The sequence below is a fragment of the Streptomyces sp. NPDC091209 genome (assembly GCF_044757755.1).
Classification (GTDB): domain Bacteria; phylum Actinomycetota; class Actinomycetes; order Streptomycetales; family Streptomycetaceae; genus Streptomyces.
Genome location: NZ_JBIVVR010000001.1, coordinates 622,451 through 640,741 on the forward strand (window position 1 = coordinate 622,451; position 18,291 = coordinate 640,741).

16 protein-coding genes are annotated in these 18,291 nt (G+C 71.4%); 7 read left to right on the plus strand and 9 right to left on the minus strand.

Translation table 11 applies throughout. The annotated features are described in order from the left end of the window. Nucleotides 1–147: 147 nt before the first annotated feature. The 3 genes from ACIQRL_RS02740 to ACIQRL_RS02750 form a co-directional block, all read right to left on the minus strand. Nucleotides 148–1,185 carry an endonuclease/exonuclease/phosphatase family protein gene (locus ACIQRL_RS02740; protein WP_401326084.1) on the minus strand — a complete coding sequence of 346 codons (1,038 nt, stop codon included), beginning with the start codon at nt 1,183–1,185 and terminating at the stop codon, nt 148–150. A gap of 200 nt (nt 1,186–1,385) precedes the next feature. Further along, nucleotides 1,386–2,006 (minus strand): TetR/AcrR family transcriptional regulator, encoded by a 621-nt coding sequence (locus tag ACIQRL_RS02745; protein ID WP_401326087.1) that lies wholly within the window; start codon nt 2,004–2,006, stop codon nt 1,386–1,388. Nucleotides 2,007–2,107: 101 nt separating this feature from the next. Continuing rightward, nucleotides 2,108–3,709 (minus strand): MFS transporter, encoded by a 1,602-nt coding sequence (locus ACIQRL_RS02750; RefSeq protein ID WP_401326090.1) that lies wholly within the window; start codon nt 3,707–3,709, stop codon nt 2,108–2,110. Nucleotides 3,710–3,978: 269 nt separating this feature from the next. On the opposite strand from ACIQRL_RS02750, the gene panB reads away from it, so the two are divergent. From panB to ACIQRL_RS02765, 3 genes are all read left to right on the plus strand, one after another. Next, nucleotides 3,979–4,866, plus strand: coding sequence for a 3-methyl-2-oxobutanoate hydroxymethyltransferase (gene panB / locus ACIQRL_RS02755; protein ID WP_401326093.1), 888 nt, complete (start codon nt 3,979–3,981; stop codon nt 4,864–4,866). Between the two features lie 362 nt (nt 4,867–5,228). After that, entirely contained in the window at nt 5,229–6,263 is a 1,035-nt protein-coding gene (locus ACIQRL_RS02760) for an ATP-binding cassette domain-containing protein (RefSeq protein ID WP_401326095.1), read from the plus strand. Then, nucleotides 6,260–7,081, plus strand: a complete 822-nt coding sequence (locus tag ACIQRL_RS02765) for an ABC transporter permease (protein WP_261709340.1) — start codon at nt 6,260–6,262, stop codon at nt 7,079–7,081. The genes ACIQRL_RS02760 and ACIQRL_RS02765 overlap by 4 nt, the downstream gene beginning before the upstream one ends. Nucleotides 7,082–7,137: 56 nt before the next feature. Here the strand turns inward: ACIQRL_RS02765 and ACIQRL_RS02770 are convergent, their stop codons facing one another. Then, entirely contained in the window at nt 7,138–10,722 is a 3,585-nt protein-coding gene (locus ACIQRL_RS02770; RefSeq protein WP_401326098.1) for an AfsR/SARP family transcriptional regulator, read from the minus strand. Between the two features lie 367 nt (nt 10,723–11,089). Here ACIQRL_RS02770 and ACIQRL_RS02775 point away from each other — a divergent pair, with 367 nt between their 5' ends. Beyond that, entirely contained in the window at nt 11,090–11,887 is a 798-nt protein-coding gene (locus ACIQRL_RS02775; RefSeq protein ID WP_401326101.1) for a site-2 protease family protein, read from the plus strand. Here the strand turns inward: ACIQRL_RS02775 and ACIQRL_RS02780 are convergent. The 3 genes from ACIQRL_RS02780 to ACIQRL_RS02790 form a co-directional block, all read right to left on the minus strand. Beyond that, entirely contained in the window at nt 11,880–12,047 is a 168-nt protein-coding gene (locus ACIQRL_RS02780) for a hypothetical protein (protein ID WP_401326104.1), read from the minus strand. The genes ACIQRL_RS02775 and ACIQRL_RS02780 overlap by 8 nt on opposite strands. A gap of 55 nt (nt 12,048–12,102) precedes the next feature. Next, complete coding sequence (npdG, locus tag ACIQRL_RS02785; protein WP_401326107.1) at nt 12,103–12,807, minus strand: NADPH-dependent F420 reductase; 705 nt, start codon at nt 12,805–12,807, stop codon at nt 12,103–12,105. Nucleotides 12,808–12,875: 68 nt separating this feature from the next. Then, a complete protein-coding gene (locus ACIQRL_RS02790) occupies nt 12,876–13,940 on the minus strand; it encodes an exo-alpha-sialidase (protein ID WP_401328031.1) in 1,065 nt (354 codons plus the stop codon). 215 nt (nt 13,941–14,155) lie between these two features. On the opposite strand from ACIQRL_RS02790, the gene ACIQRL_RS02795 reads away from it, so the two are divergent. Next, nucleotides 14,156–14,758 (plus strand): hypothetical protein, encoded by a 603-nt coding sequence (locus ACIQRL_RS02795; RefSeq protein ID WP_401326109.1) that lies wholly within the window; start codon nt 14,156–14,158, stop codon nt 14,756–14,758. A 207-nt stretch (nt 14,759–14,965) separates the two neighbouring features. After that, nucleotides 14,966–16,282, plus strand: coding sequence for an MFS transporter (locus tag ACIQRL_RS02800; protein ID WP_401326112.1), 1,317 nt, complete (start codon nt 14,966–14,968; stop codon nt 16,280–16,282). A 98-nt stretch (nt 16,283–16,380) separates the two neighbouring features. Here the strand turns inward: ACIQRL_RS02800 and ACIQRL_RS02805 are convergent, their stop codons facing one another. Further along, a complete protein-coding gene (locus ACIQRL_RS02805) occupies nt 16,381–16,617 on the minus strand; it encodes a hypothetical protein (protein WP_401326115.1) in 237 nt (78 codons plus the stop codon). Nucleotides 16,618–16,675: 58 nt separating this feature from the next. Here ACIQRL_RS02805 and map point away from each other — a divergent pair, with 58 nt between their 5' ends. Further along, nucleotides 16,676–17,533 (plus strand): type I methionyl aminopeptidase, encoded by an 858-nt coding sequence (gene map, locus ACIQRL_RS02810; RefSeq protein ID WP_401326118.1) that lies wholly within the window; start codon nt 16,676–16,678, stop codon nt 17,531–17,533. 84 nt (nt 17,534–17,617) lie between these two features. Here the strand turns inward: map and ACIQRL_RS02815 are convergent, their stop codons facing one another. Next, a complete protein-coding gene (locus ACIQRL_RS02815; RefSeq protein WP_401326121.1) occupies nt 17,618–18,214 on the minus strand; it encodes a helix-turn-helix domain-containing protein in 597 nt (198 codons plus the stop codon). Between the last annotated feature and the right edge of the window lie 77 nt (nt 18,215–18,291).

Sequence of the window (18,291 nt, forward strand, 5' to 3'; positions counted from 1 at the left end):
GGCCGGCGGACATCAGGCCGAAACTCGCCGAGTCGAGCACGACCGGGCGCGCGGCCGGGCGAATGCCGCCCGAACCAGGCACGGGCTCCAGGTGAGCAAAGCCTGCCGGGCCCCGTATTCCAGAAGATGGAGAACGGTTCCAGGAGGTCAAGACGCGCCGGCGCCGACCTTGACGCGGGCCGCGATGGGGAGGTGGTCGCTGCCGGTCGCGGGCAGGGTCCACGAGGTCACCGGGTCGATGCCCTTGACCATGATCTGGTCGATCCGGGCCATCGGGAACGACGCCGGCCAGCTGAACCCGAAGCCGCTGCCCACCGCGCCCTGCGTGGAACGCATCTGCGCGGTGACCGCGTTCAGGGCCCGGTCGTTCATCGTGCCGTTGAGGTCACCGAGCAGGACGACCTGCTTCAGCGGCTCGCCGGCGATCGCCTCACCCAGCGCGTCCGCGCTCTTGTCACGCTGCCGTGCGGTGAACCCGGCCTCCATCTTCACGCGCACCGAGGGCAGATGGGCCACGAACACCGCGACCCGGCCGGCCGGCGCCGACACGGTCGCGCGCATGGCACGCGTCCAGCCCAGCTTGATGTCCACCGGCCGGATGTCACTGAGCGGGTACTTGCTCCACAGCCCGACCGTGCCCTGCACCGAGTGGTACTTGTACGTCGCCGCGAGCGCCCTCTCGTACACCGGGACCGCCGAGGCCGTCAGCTCCTCCAGGGCGAGCACGTCGGCGCCGGAGGCGGCCACGTCACGGGCGGTGCCGGACGGGTCCGGGTTTCCGGCGTTGACGTTGTGGGTGGCGACGGTCAGATCGCCGCCGCCGCCGGTCTTGTCGGTGAGCAGTCCGCCGAAGAGGTTCAGCCAGACCACGCCGGTCAGCAGTACGGCGATCAGGGCGACGGCGGACTTCCGCACGAAGGCGAGGACCAGCAGGACCGGGATGAACACCCCGAGCCACGGCAGGAACGTCTCGGTGAGGCTGCCGAGGTTGCCGATCCGGTTCGGGATCCGCCCGTGCGTCAGCATCACCAGCGCGAGCAGCAGGGCCACGGCGGCGAGGACCAGCCCGCGCCGCCAGATGCCGCGGTCGCCGCGCCAGCCGTCGAGCAGGCGCCGGAGCCGGGACTCTCTGCGCTCCGGCCCCTGGCCGTCGCTGCCCGTCTCCGTCATATACGCCTGCGCCATACCGTCGCCTCACAAACTGCCGTGCGCACCGTCTGCCCCTCGACTACGACCCTAGGGGATGTCCGGTGTCGTTCTCGCCGTCCATGACGGCCGTACAGGCAAGGGGACGTTCAACTTCACGTCCGGAGTTCCGCATCCTGGCACGCGATGTGCCCTCTGTGACGAAACGCGCACATTCGCCCCGTCAGAAACAGGTCGTGTCACGGCCGGACGGGGCGCAGGCCCTCCAGCAGCGTGTCGACGATCTGTTCGGCGAGGCCCTCGGGAAGTTCGGTGTCCGGGCGCATGACGGAGCGGACGAGCATCGGGCCGACGAACATGTCGTTGAGCAGTTCGATGTCGACGTCGTCGCGGAGTTCGCCGTTCTCCTGTCCGCGGCGCAGTACCTCGTAACCCAGCTGGCGTCTGGGGGCTACGACCGTGGCGTCGTACGCGGCCCACAGTTTGGGGCTGCTCTTCATCTGGGCGTAGACGTTGTGCAGGATCGCCGAGGAGCGGCTGACCAGGCCGCGCCTGCGCAGCGACTCCAGCAGGGCGACGAGGTCCTCGCGCATGGAGACGCCGGGGAGTTCGGGGTCCGTGGGCTCGGCGCCGCGCAGCACGTCGACGAAGAGCTCTTCCTTGCCGCTCCAGCGGCGGTAGATCGTCGCCTTGCCGACGCCGGCGGTGCGCGCGAGGCGCTCGATGGAGATGTCCGCGAGCGGAACCCCGTCCTCCAGGAGCTTCATCACGCCCTCGACGATGGCGCGCTCCACCGCCTCGCTGCGGGGACGTCCCCGGCCGGGGCACCCTTGCCTGTCTCCGCTGTCCGCGAGGCTCACGTCGAACTCCGTTCCCGTCGTTGACCAGGTGTCATTCTCCCCCGCGTACGGCGACGGCGGGCACCCGGTCACGGGTGCCCACAGTCGCGTACGTCGATATATCAGTCCTGCGCGAGGTCGGCCGTCACCAACTCGGCCTCCTCCTTGCCCTCCTGCGGGGCCGCCGGACGGCCCGGCAGGAACAGCGCGACGACCACCGCGCCGATGACCGCGACACCCGTGCCGCACAGGGCGGTGACGTGCATGGCGTGCAGGAACGCGTCGTTCGCCGGGGTGACGAGGGCCCTGCCCTGCGGGCCGAGCTTGGCGGCGACGCCGAGGGTGGCCTCGATGGACTCGCCCGCGGTGTGCCGCAGCGGGGCCGGGACGAGGCCGAGCTTGCCGTCGATGCCGTTGCGGTAGGCCGTGGAGAGCACGGAACCGAGGACGGCGATACCGAGGGCGCCGCCGACCTGGCGGAAGGTGTTGCTCAGCGCGGACGCGGAACCGGCCTTCTCGCGCGGCAGCGCCTGCATGATGACGACGCTGGTCGGGGTCATGATGTGCGCCATGCCGGTGCCCATCAGGAAGAAGATGACCTCGAGGATCCAGATCGGGGTGTCCGCCTCCAGCGTGGCGAACGCGGCCAGCATCGCGGCGATGAGCACCAGGCCGGCCGTGCAGGTGGCGCGGTTGCCGAAACGGTCCACGACCAGCCGGGCGCGCGGCGCGAAGATGATCTGGGCCACGGCCAGCGGCAGCATCAACAGGCCGGTCTGCAGCGGCGAGTAGCCCCGCACGCTCTGCGTGTAGAACACCGAGAAGAAGGTCACGCCCATGAGCGCGAAGAAGACCAGCGCGATGGCCGACATCGCCGCCGAGAAGACCTTGTTCTTGAAGTACGTGACGTCGATCGACGGGTGGTCGCTGCGCTTCTCGAACCACACGAAGCCGATGAGGACGACGAGACCGGCACCGAACGTCGCGAGGACCCGCGGGTCGGTGAAGTCGGCGAGCTGGCCGCCCTTGATGATGCCGTAGACGAGCAGGACGAGCCCGATGATGGAGAGGACCACTCCGACCGGGTCCAGACGGCCCGGGCTCGGGTCGCGGGAGTCGGGGACCAGCCAGATCATCAGGCCGATCGCCAGGATCACGATCGGTACGTTGATCAGGAAGACCGAGCCCCACCAGAAGTGGTCGAGCAGGACTCCGCCGGTGATCGGGCCGATCGCGATGGCGAGGCCGACGCCGCCGGCCCAGATGCCGATGGCCTTGGGCTGCTCGTCCCGCTCGAAGACGTTCATCAGGACGGCGAGGGTGGCGGGCATCACGAAGGCCGCGCCGAGACCCATCAGCGCGCGGAACGCGATGAGCTGGGCCGGCGAGCCGGACTCGGCGGCCAGCGCGGAACCGATGCCGAAGACGGCGAGACCGGCGAGCAGCACCTTCTTGCGGCCGAGCCGGTCACCGAGAAGGCCCGCGGTGAACAGGAGTCCGGCGAAGACGAGGGTGTAGGCGTTGATGGCCCACTCCAGCTCACCCTGGGTCGCGCCGAGCCCGGTGGGCGCCGGGGTCGAGATCGTCTTGATCGCGACGTTCAGGATGGAGTTGTCGAGCACCACGATCAGCAGGCTGAGCATGAGCGCCCCGAGGATCGCCCAGCGGCGCCGGTGCACCGCCTCGGGTACCCGTCGGTCGAGCGGAGGAGCGGAAGTTGTCATGACGACCACCCTAAGGTCATTTCGATACGACACCGTCTCGTATCGGAAATACTTTACGCAGAACTTACGAAGGACCCGGCTCTCCGGCCGGAGACGCTCGTCCGGCCGGGCGCGCCCCCGTCGCGGACACTCGGCCGAACGGGCGGGCGTGGTGTGAGCAACACCGATCCTTCGGGGCCGGTCTAGCCGCGCGTAGCACGAGGTGCCACCATGGAGGTGATCCGGGGACGCCGTCAGGGTGCCTCGAGATGACAGAAGGAGCAGTTGCGATGACGCAGCTTTCCGCTGCCCCGAAGCAGCCTGCGGAGGGTGCCCTCAAGGCCACCGACAGCGGCAGGGCGCTGTACGGAGGCAAGATCACCCGCCGTATCACGGTGCGCGACATCACCGCCGCCAAGGAACGCGGCGAGAAGTGGCCCATGCTCACCGCCTACGACGCGATGACCGCGTCCGTCTTCGACGAGGCCGGCATCCCGGTCATGCTCGTCGGCGACTCGGCGGGCAACTGCCACCTGGGGTACGAGACGACCGTCCCCGTCACCATGGACGAGATGACCATGCTGTCCGCCGCGGTCGTACGGGGCACCAGTCGCGCCCTGATCGTCGGCGACCTGCCCTTCGGGTCCTACCAGGAGGGTCCGGTACAGGCGCTGCGCTCGGCGACCCGGCTGGTCAAGGAGGCCGGGGTGGGCGCGGTGAAGCTGGAGGGCGGCGAGCGCTCGCACCGCCAGATCGAGCTGCTGGTGGAGTCGGGCATCCCGGTGATGGCGCACATCGGCCTGACCCCGCAGTCCGTGAACGCCATGGGTTATCGCGTCCAGGGCCGGGGCGAGGAAGCCGCGCAGCAACTCCTGCGGGACGCCAAGGCCGTCCAGGACGCGGGCGCGTTCGCCGTCGTCCTCGAACTGGTCCCGGCCGAGCTCGCCGCCGAGGTCACGCGCACCCTGCACATCCCGACCGTCGGTATCGGCGCGGGCCCCGAGACCGACGCGCAGGTCCTGGTGTGGACCGACATGCTCGGTCTGACCGGCGGCAAGGTGCCGAAGTTCGTCAAGCAGTACGCCGACCTCCGCAGCGTCATGGGCGACGCCGCGAAGGCGTTCGCCGAGGACGTGGTCGGCGGGACGTTCCCGCTGGAGGAGCACTCCGTCCGCTAGACCCCGCGCCCACCGAGGCCGCCGAAGTCCCCGGGACCTCGGCGCCCTCGCGGCCACCAGGGCCTCGGAGCCATCCCGGCCCCTGCGCCACGACGACCCCCGAGCCACTGCGGCACCAGAGGCAACCCGCCGATCTTCCCCCGTCGGCGGGTTGTCGCCTTTCCGGATCCTCTCCCTGCCCTCTCCGCGCCCTTTCCACGTCCCGTCGGCGTCCCGTCGGCGTCCCGTCGGCGTCCCGTCGGCGTCCCGTCGGCGTCCCGTCGGCGTCCCGTCGGCCGACTGTCGGCGACCTATCGGTAGCAGTCGGGTCCTGTAGGCGTCCTGTCGGTCGTCTGTCGGTGGCGGCTGGCACCTTGATGGACATGACGCGAATCGACAACACGCCCCGACAAGCTGCGACCGGCCGCAGTGCCGTCACCGTACGGGGGCTGGTCAAGCACTACGGCGAGACCAAGGCACTGGACGGTGTCGACCTGGAAGTACGCGAGGGCACCGTCCTCGGAGTACTGGGCCCCAACGGCGCCGGCAAGACCACCCTCGTCCGCTGCCTGTCCACTCTCATCACCCCCGACGCCGGACAGGCCACGGTCGCCGGTTACGACGTGCTGAGGCAGCCCCGGCAGCTCCGCCGGGTGATAGGCCTCACCGGTCAGTACGCCTCGGTCGACGAGAAGCTCCCCGGCTGGGAGAACCTCTACATGATCGGGCGGCTGCTCGACCTGCCCCGCAAGGACGCCCGCCGGCGGGCCGACGAGCTCCTGGAGCGCTTCTCCCTCACCGAGGCCGCCAAGCGCCCGGCGTCGACGTACTCCGGTGGTATGCGCCGTCGGCTCGACCTCGCCGCCTCGATGATCGGCAGCCCGACCGTGCTGTTCCTGGACGAGCCGACGACCGGCCTCGACCCGCGCACCCGCAACGAGGTGTGGCAGGAGGTCAAGCGCATGGTCGCCGACGGCGTCACCGTGCTGCTCACCACCCAGTACATGGAGGAGGCCGAGCAACTGGCCTCCGAGCTGACGGTCATCGACCGCGGCAAGGTCATCGCCAGCGGCCGGATCGACGAGCTGAAGGCACGCGTCGGCGGCCGGACGCTGCGGATCCGCCCGGTGGACCCGCTGCAACTGCGCCCGCTGGCAGCCATGTTCGACGAACTGGGGCTCACCGGCCTCGCCACCACGCTCGTGGACAGCGAGACCGGCAGCGTGCTGGTCCCGATCCTCAGCGACGAGCAACTCACCGCCGTGGTGGGCGCGGTCACCGCGCGAGGCATCACGATCGCCTCCATCTCCACCGAACTTCCCAGTCTGGACGAGGTGTTCCTCTCCCTCACCGGCCACAAGGCCAGTGCCCCGCAGGACGCCACGCCCGCCAACTCCCGCGAGGAGGTCGCCGTATGAGCGCCGCCACCGTCACCCCGCCCGACGTCGTCTCCGACGCGCCGATCCCGCTGCGCTCCCATCTGCGCCACACCGGCGCGCTGATCCGCCGCAACCTGCTGTGGATCCGCCAGGACCCGGAGTCGATGTTCGACGCCATCCTGTTCCCGGTCATCTTCACGCTGCTGTTCGTCTACGTCTTCGGCGGCTCCATCGGGCAGTCGCTCGGCGGCGGGCAGCAGGCGTACGTGCAGTACGTCGTGCCCGGCCTGATGGCCATGATGGGCATGAACATGGCCCAGGGAGTGGGCACCGGCTTCAACACCGACTTCAACTCCGGTGTCATGGACCGGTTCCGGTCCCTGCCGATCGGGCGCGGCTCGGTGCTGTTCGCCAAGATCGCGGTGGAAGTGATGCGGATGCTCATCGCCACCGCGGTCCTCATGGTCGTCGGTGTCCTGGTCGGCTTCGACATCACCAACTGGCCCGGTCTGTTCGCCTCCGTGGGTCTGTCCGCACTCTTCGGCTCGGCCCTGATGTGGGTGTTCCTCACCCTCGGCGTGATCATGAAGAGCGCGCAGTCCGTGCAGGCGATGGGCTTCCTGGTGCTGATGCCGCTCCAGTTCGGATCGTCGATCTTCGCGCCGACCAAGTCGATGCCGGGCTGGCTGCAGAACTTCACCGCGTACAACCCGCTCTCCGCCCTGGCGGACGCCGCGCGCGGGCTGATGGTGGGCGGCCCTGTCGCGCACGGCCTGTGGGTGACGCTGGGCTGGTCGTTCGCCCTGACCGTGGTGATGGCACCCGTCGCCATTCACAAGTTCCGTACCAAGAGCTGACGTTCGGCCCGGGTCCCGCGCACCGGGACCATCGGGCGCCGGTTCGCGTCCGCGCCTCAGATGAGGGCGGCGGCCTCCTCCACGGAGAGGCCGCCGCCCTCCGCGTATGCCGCCTCGTACACCCCGTCGTCGAGCAGGGCCCGCACGCCCGTCTCGGCCTGTGCGCGCACCTCCACCTCCATGGGACCGGCGAAGTGGCCCGGCGGCAGCAGCGCGTCCGCGGCACCCAGCAGCCGGGCCGCGTCCCGGGCCCGACCGCCGCCGCCCACACCGGTGAGGGCGATGGCGGCCGTGGTCAGATGGGCGGAGGGCATGTGCGGCGCGATCATCCGCGACAGCCGGTCGGTGGACCGTTCCAGCGCCAGACGCGCCTTGCCCAGGGCGCTTTCGCTCCGCCCGTCGATCGCGTCCAGCCAGGCTTCGATGCCGAGCATGAACCCGTCGAAGAGGACGAAGGAGCCGGCCCCGAAGTCCTGGCGGAGCAGGCGTATCTGCTCGCGCGCCTCGGAGACCCGGCCACTGCGGCCGAGCCAGGTCGCGAGCAGGAGGTGGGCCGCCGGCATGGCCTCGTTGTGGGCACCGTGTCCGTTCGCCAGGACCTCGCGCATCATCCGCTCGCCTCGCTCGGGGTCCCCCAGCTCGATGTACATGCTGCCGAGCCGGACGTTGAGCACCGCCGTCTGGGCCCGCGCCCCCAGCCGCTCGGCGTATTTCTCCGCCTCCGTGTAGTCCGCGGCGGCGGACTCGAAGTCGCCCTTGCGTTCATGGGCCTCGCCGCGTGCGGAGAGCGACTCGGCGGCGCCCCACGCGTCACCGATGCGCCCGAAGATCTCCAGTGCCTCGTCGGCGTCCACGGTGGCGTCGCCCGCCATGTCGGTGCGGTTGGCGAGGATGTTGGCGCGCATCTGGAGGGCGGTGGCCAACTCCCAGTCGTAGCCGAGTTCGCGGCAGGTGTTGACCGTCTCGTTGACCACCTCGGTGAACCGTTCCATCGTGCCGGTGAGCAGCACCGCGTAGAACCAGAGGTAGCCGGGAGTACGGCAGGTCTGCGGCATGCCCGGCTCGTAGGTCGCGCCGATGACACGGAGCTTCTCCTGCGCCTCCGGGGTCTGCCAGGCCCCCATGTCCATGTCCATATAGGCGAGATGGATGAGGTGGACACCGCGCCGGGCCTCTTCGAGGACCTCCTCGCGCATCGGCGGCGGGAAGTCCGTACAGCGCTCGTACAGCGCGGCGGCCGGGCGCACGGGCGGTGCGAAGGGGTCGGGTCCGAGGTCCATCACCTCGTGGGACCAGTTCCGGGCGTCGAGACGCTGGTCGCGGATCTGCCAGTACCAGGCCAGCGAGAGGACCATGCACAGCGCCTCCTGCTCGTCGCGTTCGGTGACCGCGTGCCGCAGGGCGGTGCGCAGGTTCTCGTACTCGCGCTCGATGAGGTCGATCCCGGAACGCTGCTCGGGGCCGCGCAGGAGGGGGTCGGTGGTGCGGGCGAGTTCGCGGTAGTACGTGAGGTGGGCGCGCTCGGTGGCGTGGCGGGCGCCGGACTCGTCGAGGCGTTCCCTCGCGTACTCGGCGACGGTCTCCAGGAGCCGGTAGCGCATCTGCGTCTCGCCGTCGCCCGAAGGGGCCGCGACGACAAGGGACTTGTCGACGAGCGAGCCGAGGACGTCCAGCGCGGCCGGGCCGCAGACGGCCTCGGCGGCGGCGAGGTCGCAGCCGCCCGCGAAGACGGACAGCCGCCGCAGGGCGTCCCGTTCGGCCTCGTCGAGCAGGTCCCAGGACCAGTCGACGACGGCGCGCAGGGTCTGCTGCCGGGGCAGCACGGTGCGGCTGCCCGAGGTGAGCAGCCGGAACCGGTCGTCGAGCCGGTCGGCGATCTGGCGCGGGGTGAGCATCCGCAGCCGGGCGGCGGCGAGTTCGATGGCGAGCGGGAGGCCGTCGAGGCGCCGGCAGATCTCCGCGGCCGCCTCGGGGTCGTCCTCGACGCGGAAGCCGGGCCGGGCCGCGGCTCCCCGGTCGGCGAGCAGCCGCAGCGCGACGGGCTCCGGCAGCGGATCCACCGGGCGCAGCAACTCCCCCGGTACGCCGAGGGGTTCACGGCTGGTGGCGAGCACGGTCAGTCCCGGGCAGCGCTCCAGCAGCGCCTCGGCGAGATGCGCGGCCGCGTCGACGACATGCTCGCAGTTGTCGAGGACGATCAGCATGCGGCGCTTGGCGCAGTGTTCGGCGAGCCGGGTGAGCGGGTCGTCGTGCCGGTCGGCCACGGCCCGCATCTCCTCGGCGCCGGCTCCGCGCAGTACGGTCTCGCGGGCGCCGACGGCGGTGAGTACGGCCTCGGGCACGGCCTTCGGGTCGTCCACCGGGGCCAGTTCGGCCAGCCACACCCCGTCCCGCAGGGTGGGGGCCAGGGCCTCGGCCGCCTCCTGCGACAACCGGGTCTTGCCCGCGCCGCCGGGCCCGAGCAGGGTGACGAGCCGGGCCGCCGCGAGATCGCCCCGGATGGCATCGATGTCCTTCTCCCGTCCGACGAAGGAGGTGAGCCGGGCACGGAGGTTGCCGGGCGGCGGTGACGCGGGGCGGGCACCGACGGCGGACTCCGCTCCCGGGACGTGGGCGGTCTCGCCTTCGGCGGGGGCTGCGACGCCCCGGGAACGGTGACCGGCGGCCGTCCGTGCGACAGCGGCACCTGAGACGCCGGCGCCCGTGCCCTCGGCCGGGGCTGCGGTGTGCGCACCACGGGCGGGCGCGCCTTCGGCGGAGGCGGACGCGGAGGCTCGGGCGGCGCCGGGAGCCGGGGTCGGGGTGGCGGCCGGGTCCGGGTCCGGGGCGGACGCCGGTCCCGCGGCCGGGTGGGTGTGCGTTCCGGCGTCGGCACGCACGTCCACCCGGCCGCGGACTCCGGACCGCTCCCGGGGTCCGGCCAGCAGGTCCGCGTGCAGGGAGCGCAGTTCGGGACCCGGGTCCGAGCCCAGGCGGTCGGCGAGCAGCGCGCGGACGGATTCGTAGGCGGCGAGGGCCTCGGCGGGCCGGCCCGCGTCGCGCAGCGCGCGCAGCCTCAGGACGTGCAGCGGTTCGTCGAGCGGATGCAGATCGCAGAGAGCGGTGAGTTCGGGCAGGGCCTGTTCGGCGTGGCCGAGGGCGAGGGCCGCGGCGAGGCGGGCGCGCCGGACGTCGAGACGGCGGGTCTCCCAGCGGGCCGACTCGGCGGCGCGGTCCGGAAGATCGGCGAGGGCCGGGCCGTGCCACAGCGCGAGGGCGTCCTCCAGGACGGCGGCCGCCTTGGCGGGGTCGCCGTCGGCGAGGGCGCGGGTGCCCTCCCCCGCGAGCCGCTCGAAACGGTGCAGGTCGACGTCGTCGGACGCCGCCGCAAGCCGGTAGCCGCCTTCGACCGACTCCACCGCGTCCGCGCCGAGCGCCCTGCGCAGCCGCCCGACCAGCGCCTGCAGCGCGCCGGGCGCGTCAGCGGGCGGGTCGCCGTCCCACACCTCGTCGACCAGCACGCCGGCGGAAACGGTCCGTCCCGGCCGCAGCGCGAGGACGGTCAGCAGGGCACGCAGCCGCGCCCCGCCGACCGGGACGGGCGTGCCGTCGGGGCGGAGTGCCTGGGTGGTGCCGAGGATGCGATAGCGCACGGGGTCCATTGTCTCTGCTGATGTCTCTGCCGACGTCAGGTGCGGGGGCCGGGTGGGCCGGGTTCGGCGAGGGCTCCGGCCCGGCCCTCACCGGACCGCTCGGGGCTGTCCACCGCCTGCGACGACCGCGAGGCGGGCGCCGGTTCCCCGGTACGCGAGCCGGGGCGGCCTTCACGAAGGCCTGATGCACGCACCAGGTGGATCGTACGGACCGTACCGGCCGTCGCCGCCGGTCCGCGCGGGACTCCCTCCTTCGTTGCATCCCCCCACCCTCCCCGGAACCAATGGCCGTTGGCGAGACGTTTTCGGCATGAGCCCGGTACGGTCGGGCAGGCCCGAACACACGGGTATCAGCCCAGCCAGTCCAGGGAGCACCATGACCACCGCCGCGACCCGCCGCAGCGACCGGAGGATCAGCCCCGTCTTCGTCGGGATCGTGGCCGTCATGGCGGTGACCGGCTGGGCGACCTGGACCGGTTTCGCCGAGCAGCCCGGTGTGGGCGTGTTCCTCTTCGTGACGGCCGCGTGGGTCGTCTCGCTCTGTCTCCACGAGTACGCGCACGCGCGCACCGCCCTGCACAGCGGCGACATCTCGATCGGCGCCAAGGGCTACCTGACCCTGAACCCGCTGAAGTACACCCATGCCCTGCTGAGCATCGTGCTGCCGGTGCTCTTCGTGATCATGGGCGGCATCGGGCTCCCCGGCGGCGCGGTCTTCATCGAGCGGAACCGCATCCAGGGCCGCTGGAAGCACAGCCTGATCTCGGCGGCGGGCCCGCTGACGAACGTCCTGTTCGCCGTCGTGTGCACGGCCCCGTTCTGGCTGCACGCGCTGGACGGGGTGCCGCGGGACTTCCAGTTCGCGCTGGCGTTCCTCGCACTGCTCCAGGTCACGGCCGCGATCCTGAACTTCCTGCCGGTCCCGGGCCTGGACGGCTACGGCGTGATCGAGCCCTGGCTGTCGTACGGCGTCAAGCGCCAGGTCGAGCCGTTCGCTCCGTTCGGCCTGCTCGCCGTGTTCGCGGTGCTGTGGATCCCGTCGGTGAACACGGCCTTCTTCGACGTGATCCACTCGATCCTGAACAGTCTGGGGATCAACGAGGTCCAGACGTACTGCGGTCAGGAGTTCTACCGCTTCTGGCAGGGCACCAACGAGTTCTGCACGGTCAGCTGACGGTCCTGCCCCGCCGCGCGTAGTACCAGGTCATGTTCGACGACAGGCCCGCCAGCAGCACCCACACGATGCCGAGCCAGCTCCCCTGGACGAACGAGACGACGGCCGCGGCCACGGAGAGGACACAGACGGCGAGGGCGTAGAGGGCGAGGCGGGGCATGGGGTCGGCTCCTGTCGGGGGGACACTGCTTTTCGACCAGTGTCCCCCACCCGACCTATACGTCCGTCACCCGCAGGCCGGCGTGTGCCTTGTAGCGGCGGTTCACCGAGATCAGGTTGGCGACCAGGGCCTCGACCTGATGGGCGTTGCGCAGCCGGCCGGAGAACACGCCCCGCATACCGGGGATGCGGCCCGCGAGGGCCTGGACGATCTCGACGTCGGCCCGCTCCTCGCCGAGGACCATCACATCGGTGTCGATCTCCTCGATCTCCGGGTCCGCGAGCAGCACGGCGGAGAGGTGGTGGAAGGCCGCGGTGACACGCGAGCCCGGCAGCAGGGCGGCGGCCTGTTCGGCGGCGCTGCCCTCCTCCGGCTTCAGCGCGTACGCGCCCTGCTTGTCGAAGCCGAGCGGGTTGACGCAGTCGACGACCAGCTTTCCGGTCAGTTCCTCGCGCAGCGATTCGAGGGTCTTGCCGTGGCCCTCCCACGGCACGGCGACGATCACGATGTCGCTGCGCCGCGCGGTCTCCGCGTTGTCGGCTCCCTCCACACCGTTGCCGAGCTCCTCGGCGGCGCTCCGCGCGCGGTCGGCGGCACGCGAGCCGATGATCACCTTCTGTCCCGCCCTGGCGAGGCGGTAGGCGAGGCCCTTGCCCTGCGGACCGGTGCCACCGAGCACGCCGACGACGAGTCCCGACACGTCGGGCAGGTCCCAGGGGTCCTTGGCGGGGGCCTTCTGTGCACTGTCAGTAGAGGTCATGGACCGACTTTACGTGCGCGGGTCGCGGCCTCGCGCCTCAGGTGGCCGAGCCCGCCGGGTGAGTACGGTCACCCGAGCGCGGTCACCGGAACGCGCCGGAAGGTGATCGTCTCGTACGCGCCGAAGTCGCCCGTCTCATAGAGGAGTCCGACGGTCGTGGTGTCGACGCGGACGAGATCGGAGTACGCGGCGGGCAGCCCGTCCACCGTGTACACCGGCCGCCAGGTGGTGCCGCCGTCGGCCGAGGCACGGACTGTCATCAGGGCGCGGAACGCCGGGTCCGCGGGCCCGGAGTACAGGAGCAGGTCCGGGTCGCGGAGCTGGAGCAGGCTGCCCTGGACGACGGGCGTGACCAGACCGGCCTGCGGGCGGAACGGCTTGACGAGGGTTCTGCCGCCGTCGAGGGAGTGGGCGTCGGCGCGGTTGCCGGGCGACGGGGAGTCGTTGCGGGTGTTGAAGTAGACGCGGCCGTCGAGGAGTTCGGCGGCGGTGGTCTCGTTGGCGTTGATGTAGCCGTTGGTGTTCTCGTCGATGTAGCCGAGGTACCAGGTCGCGCCGCGGTCGTCGCTGAGCAGACAGTGGCCGCTGTTGTACTTCGCCTCGGTGCCGTTGTCCGTGCCCGTGGGCGGCAGCGTGTGGTTGGCGGGGACGACGACCCGGCCGGAGCCGAGCTGGAGGGCGTGCCCCGGCGTGGTGGCGTACCACCGCCAGCCCGCCTTCTTCACCTGCCCGGTGATCTCCTTGGGAGCCGACCAGGTGAGCCCGTCGTCGTCGCTGTGCTGCACCCACACGCGCCGCCCGTCGGCCGCCTTCACCTTGCCGCGCAGCAGGGCGTCCTCGGAGGCGGTCGCCGCGCTGCGGATGTGTACGAGCAGGACGCGGCCGGTGTCGAGGGTGACGGGCGCGGGGTTGCCGGCGAGGTCGGCCCCGTTCTTCGCGACGACCTGGAGCGGGCCCCAGGTCCGGCCGCCGTCCGCGGACCGCTTGAGCACGATGTCGATGTGGCCGTGGTCGTTCGCGGAGCCGACCCTGCCCTCGCAGAAGGCCAGCAGTGTGCCGGTGCGGGTGGCGACGACGGCGGGGATCCGGTAGCTGGCGTAGCCCTCGCGCCCGGCCCGGAAGGGCACGCTCATCCCGGCGCTGGTGCCCGTCTCCGTAGCCGTGTCCGCCTCCGTACCCGTGCCCGGCTCCGTGTCCGTGCCGGTGCTGGGCGCTGCGCTCGACTGTGTCATGGCCGGGCTCCCTGCTGCGGTTGCTGGTGGGGTCGGTGGTGTGGACTTCTGCCCAACTTGGGCGAATTCGTGGTGAACTCCGGGTCACGAGTGGCTGGTTGCGGCAGGATGCGGTCATGGATGCCGTACGGGTCGCGTTGCTGCGCGAAGTGCTTGCCGGGACCGAATGGCTGGGGGCGACACGGCGGTTCGGGGGAACGCTGCGAGGGTCCGTGGTGTCGTACGGCGGCGGGTTGCTGCTGGTCGGTTCGGAGGAGTACGAGCCCTGGCACCTCGCGGCGCACCTGGTGGACGAGGCGGCCTGGTCGGGGACGCCGGAGCTGTCGCCGACCCTGGTGCGGCACGAGGCGCGCGAGTCGGATCCGGCTCATCTGGCGGTGGGGCTCGGGCGGATCGAGGCGGCCCGGCGCGGGGAGACGCTGCTCGTGGTGGCGCCGGACGCTCCCGGGGCCGCCCTGCTGGAGCGGGTGCACGACGCCCGGCGGGCCGGGGCGACCGTACTGGCCCTGTCCCGGGGGGACGGCGAACTGCCCGCGCTGGCCCACGAGTCGCTCGCGGTGCCGCCGGATCCCGAGCTCGACCTCGACACCGTGCAGCATCTGGTCAGCGCGGCGGCCGGGGAGAACGCGCTGCCCTCCTCCCGGGGCCGCCACCGCTTCCGCGACCGCCTGTCCCGCATCGCCGACCAACTGACGGCCCCGCCGTCGTACCGCTGGTAGTGGCGCCGGCGGGGGAAACCTCCCGCCGGTGGTGTCCGAAACCAGGTCCGAAGCGGGCCCCGGCGCCGTAACCCAGGTCCGAAGCGGCCCCGGCGCCGTAACCCAGGTCCGAAGCGGACGTCGGCGCCGTAGACCAGGTCCGAAGCGGGCGTCGGCGCCGCAAAAACCAGTTGCCCCGCGTGCTCGGGCCGCCGAGCATGGCCCGACGTGAGTGATGACCTGCCCTCCTCCCGGCTGCGCGGACTGCTGCCCGATCTCGCGCCCTGGCGGACCTCCGCCGACTTCCGGCGGCTGTGGGTGGCGGGGCTCGTCACCAACTTCGGGAGCTTTCTGACGTTCGTCGCGCTGCCGGTGCAGATGAAGGTGCTCACCGGGTCGGCGGCGGCGGTCGGGGCGATCGGCGCCGTGGAACTGATCCCGATGGTGGTCTTCGGGCTGTACGGCGGTGCCCTCGCCGACGCCCTGGACAAGCGGAAGCTGATCGTCTGGACGGAGACCGGTCAGGGCCTGCTGTGCGCCGCCCTGCTCGTCGACGCGACCGTACCGCACCCCGCGGTGTGGCCCCTGTACGTGGTCGCCGCGTTCTCCGCCGCGCTCGGCTCGGTCCAGCGCCCTGCGATGGACTCGCTCACCCCGCGGATCGTGGCGCACGAACACCTGACGGCCGCGGGCGCGCTCAACTCGCTGCGCTGGACGGTGGGTGGTGTCGCCGGCCCGGCGCTGGCGGGCGTGGTCGTGGCGTACGCCGGACTGGGCTGGGCCTACGCGGTCGACCTGGTGACCTTCGCCGTGTCGGTGGCCATGATGGCGGGGATCGCCGCGTCACCCGCCTCGCACGAGGCGGCGAAACCGTCGCTGCGGTCCATCGCCGAGGGCGCGCGCTACGCGTGGAGCCGCAAGGAGCTCCTGGGTACGTACGCGGTCGACCTCGCGGCGATGTTCTTCGCGATGCCGCTCGCGGTACTGCCGTTCCTCGCGGACGACCTGCACGCCCCCTGGTCGCTGGGGCTGATGTACGCGACCATCCCCGCCGGCTCGCTGCTCGTCAGCCTCACCAGCGGGTGGACCTCGCGCGTGCACCGGCACGGGCGGACGGTGGCGCTCGCGGCGGCCTGCTGGGGGCTCGCGGTGGCCGGCGCCGGCCTGGTGCACGACGTCTGGCTGGTGCTGCTCTTCCTCGTCCTCGCGGGCGCCTGCGACATGATCAGCGGAATCTTCCGTGCCGCCATCTGGAACCGGACGATCCCGGACGAGCTGCGCGGGCGGCTCGCCGGGATCGAGCTGCTGTCGTACTCCATCGGGCCCCAGCTCGGCCAGGTGCGGTCCGGCGGGATGGCCGCGCTGACGGGCGTACGGGCATCGGTCTGGGCCGGTGGCGCGCTCTGCGTCGGAGCGGTGGGGCTGCTCGCCGTCGGCCTCCCGAAGCTGATGTCGTACGACGACCGTACGAACGAGCACGCGCTGCGGATGCGCTCCGCGCGAGCCGAGGACTTCCCGCCCGCGCCCCCGGTGACCGCGTCCTGACGCGACCGGTACGGCCACTCGGCGGACGACCCGGGTCCGGGGCCACCGACCGTCACCCCCGGAGCCGGGCACCTCGGCCCTCTCGGGCGCCCGGTAGCTCAGTCGTCCTCGGTGCCCGGCGCCTTGCCCGAGGCGTCGTGCCACTTCGGGTCCGTCTCCCATTCGAGGTTCCGCTCCCGCGCGATGTCCATCGCGTGTTCGGCCTCCTCGCGGGTGGCGTACGGACCGAAGCGGTCCTTGGCCGGGCACTCCGGGCCCTCCTCGACCTTCTTGTGCTCCAGGCAGTAGTACCACTCGCCGGGCTTGCCGACCGTCCGCTTCTTGAACAGGGCCATCACCAGCTCCTTTCGCCTAGGACATGTTCCCCCATGCCCGCTGGTTAGACTCGCTGCCATGTCTGGCCAGTCGCTGCTCGTACCAGGGGAGCTTTCTCCCACCCGTCCCGTGCCGGGAAACATCAGGCGTCCCGAGTACGTGGGGAAGCCCGCCCCCACGCCGTACACCGGACCGGAGGTGCAGACGCCCGAGACGATCGAGGCGATGCGGATCGCCGGGCGGATCGCCGCGCAGGCGATGGCCGAGGCCGCGAAGCTCATCGCGCCGGGTGTGACCACGGACGAGTTGGACCGGGTGGCGCACGCGTACATGTGCGACCACGGCGCCTACCCGTCGACCCTCGGCTACCGCGGCTTCCCCAAGTCGCTGTGCACCTCGCTCAACGAGGTCATCTGCCACGGCATCCCCGACTCCACGGTCCTGCGCGACGGGGACATCATCAACCTCGACGTGACCGCGTACATCGGCGGTGTGCACGGGGACAACAACGCGACCTACCTGGTCGGCGCCGTCGACGAGGAGTCGAGGCTCCTCGTGGAGCGGACCCGGGAGTCCCTCGACCGCGCGATCAAGGCGGTCAGGCCGGGGCGCCAGATCAACATCATCGGGCGCGTCATCGAGTCGTACGCGAAGCGCTTCGGATACGGGGTCGTCCGGGACTTCACCGGGCACGGGATCAACTCGTCGTTCCACTCCGGGCTGATCGTCCCGCACTACGACAACCCGCACGCGACCACCGTCATGCAGCCCGGGATGACCTTCACCATCGAGCCCATGCTCACGCTCGGCACGCACGAGTACGACATGTGGGACGACGGGTGGACCGTCGTGACGAAGGACCGCAAGCGCACGGCGCAGTTCGAGCACACCCTCGTCGTCACCGAGACCGGCGCGGAGATCCTGACCCTGCCGTAGCCGTCCGGAGTCCCCGAGCCCTCTGAACCCTCTGAGCCCGCCCTGTCCACAGGGCGGGTTTCTTCATTTGACGTCCTCCCCCTCTTAAAAGAGGGGGATTCCAACCCAGAGGGGTTGAGGTTCACGGGCGTTCGGACGGCTTGTGGCCGTTGTCGCCCCTCCGGCACCGGCTGTTCGCCGGGGGCGGGGGATCCCGCCCTGTCCTGCCGCGACGTTGACTGCTGCGTTCTCATCGGCGTTGCAGGTGAAGCCGCAGGAGGAATGCACCACCACCGAGCGGCCCATGACCTGCCTGCCGGTCTTCGCATTTAGTTCTGGTGAGCCGTCCGGACCGAACTCCGGGACCCGGTCGGTGCCGATGACGCGGAAGCCCTCGTGCGTGTGTTTCCTGCGCCAGGTCGGCTCACCGAACCCGGAGGTGAAGCGGGCTGTCCTGGCTGTGGCGAAGTCCTTCAGGGCCTGCTGCTGCACATCCGCGTTCCCGGCCGCCAGCCACGGGTTGTCGCGCCGGGCCCCGGTCAGCTGACGGCACTGCTCCGCAAAGCCGGGCGCAGAGCTGCGGCCGGGCCGCCAGTGCGCGTGCTGCTCCACCGCCAGGTTCCACACGTACCGGGCGTGCGCACAGTGGCCGAGCATGATGCCCGCCTGCGCGTTCGTCGGGTACAGCCGGAAACGTGACATGCCGCGAACCTAGCCACCCCTGTTCCCCTCCCGCACGCGTCTTCGGCCGTACTCACCCGTGAGAGTGACCGACACGT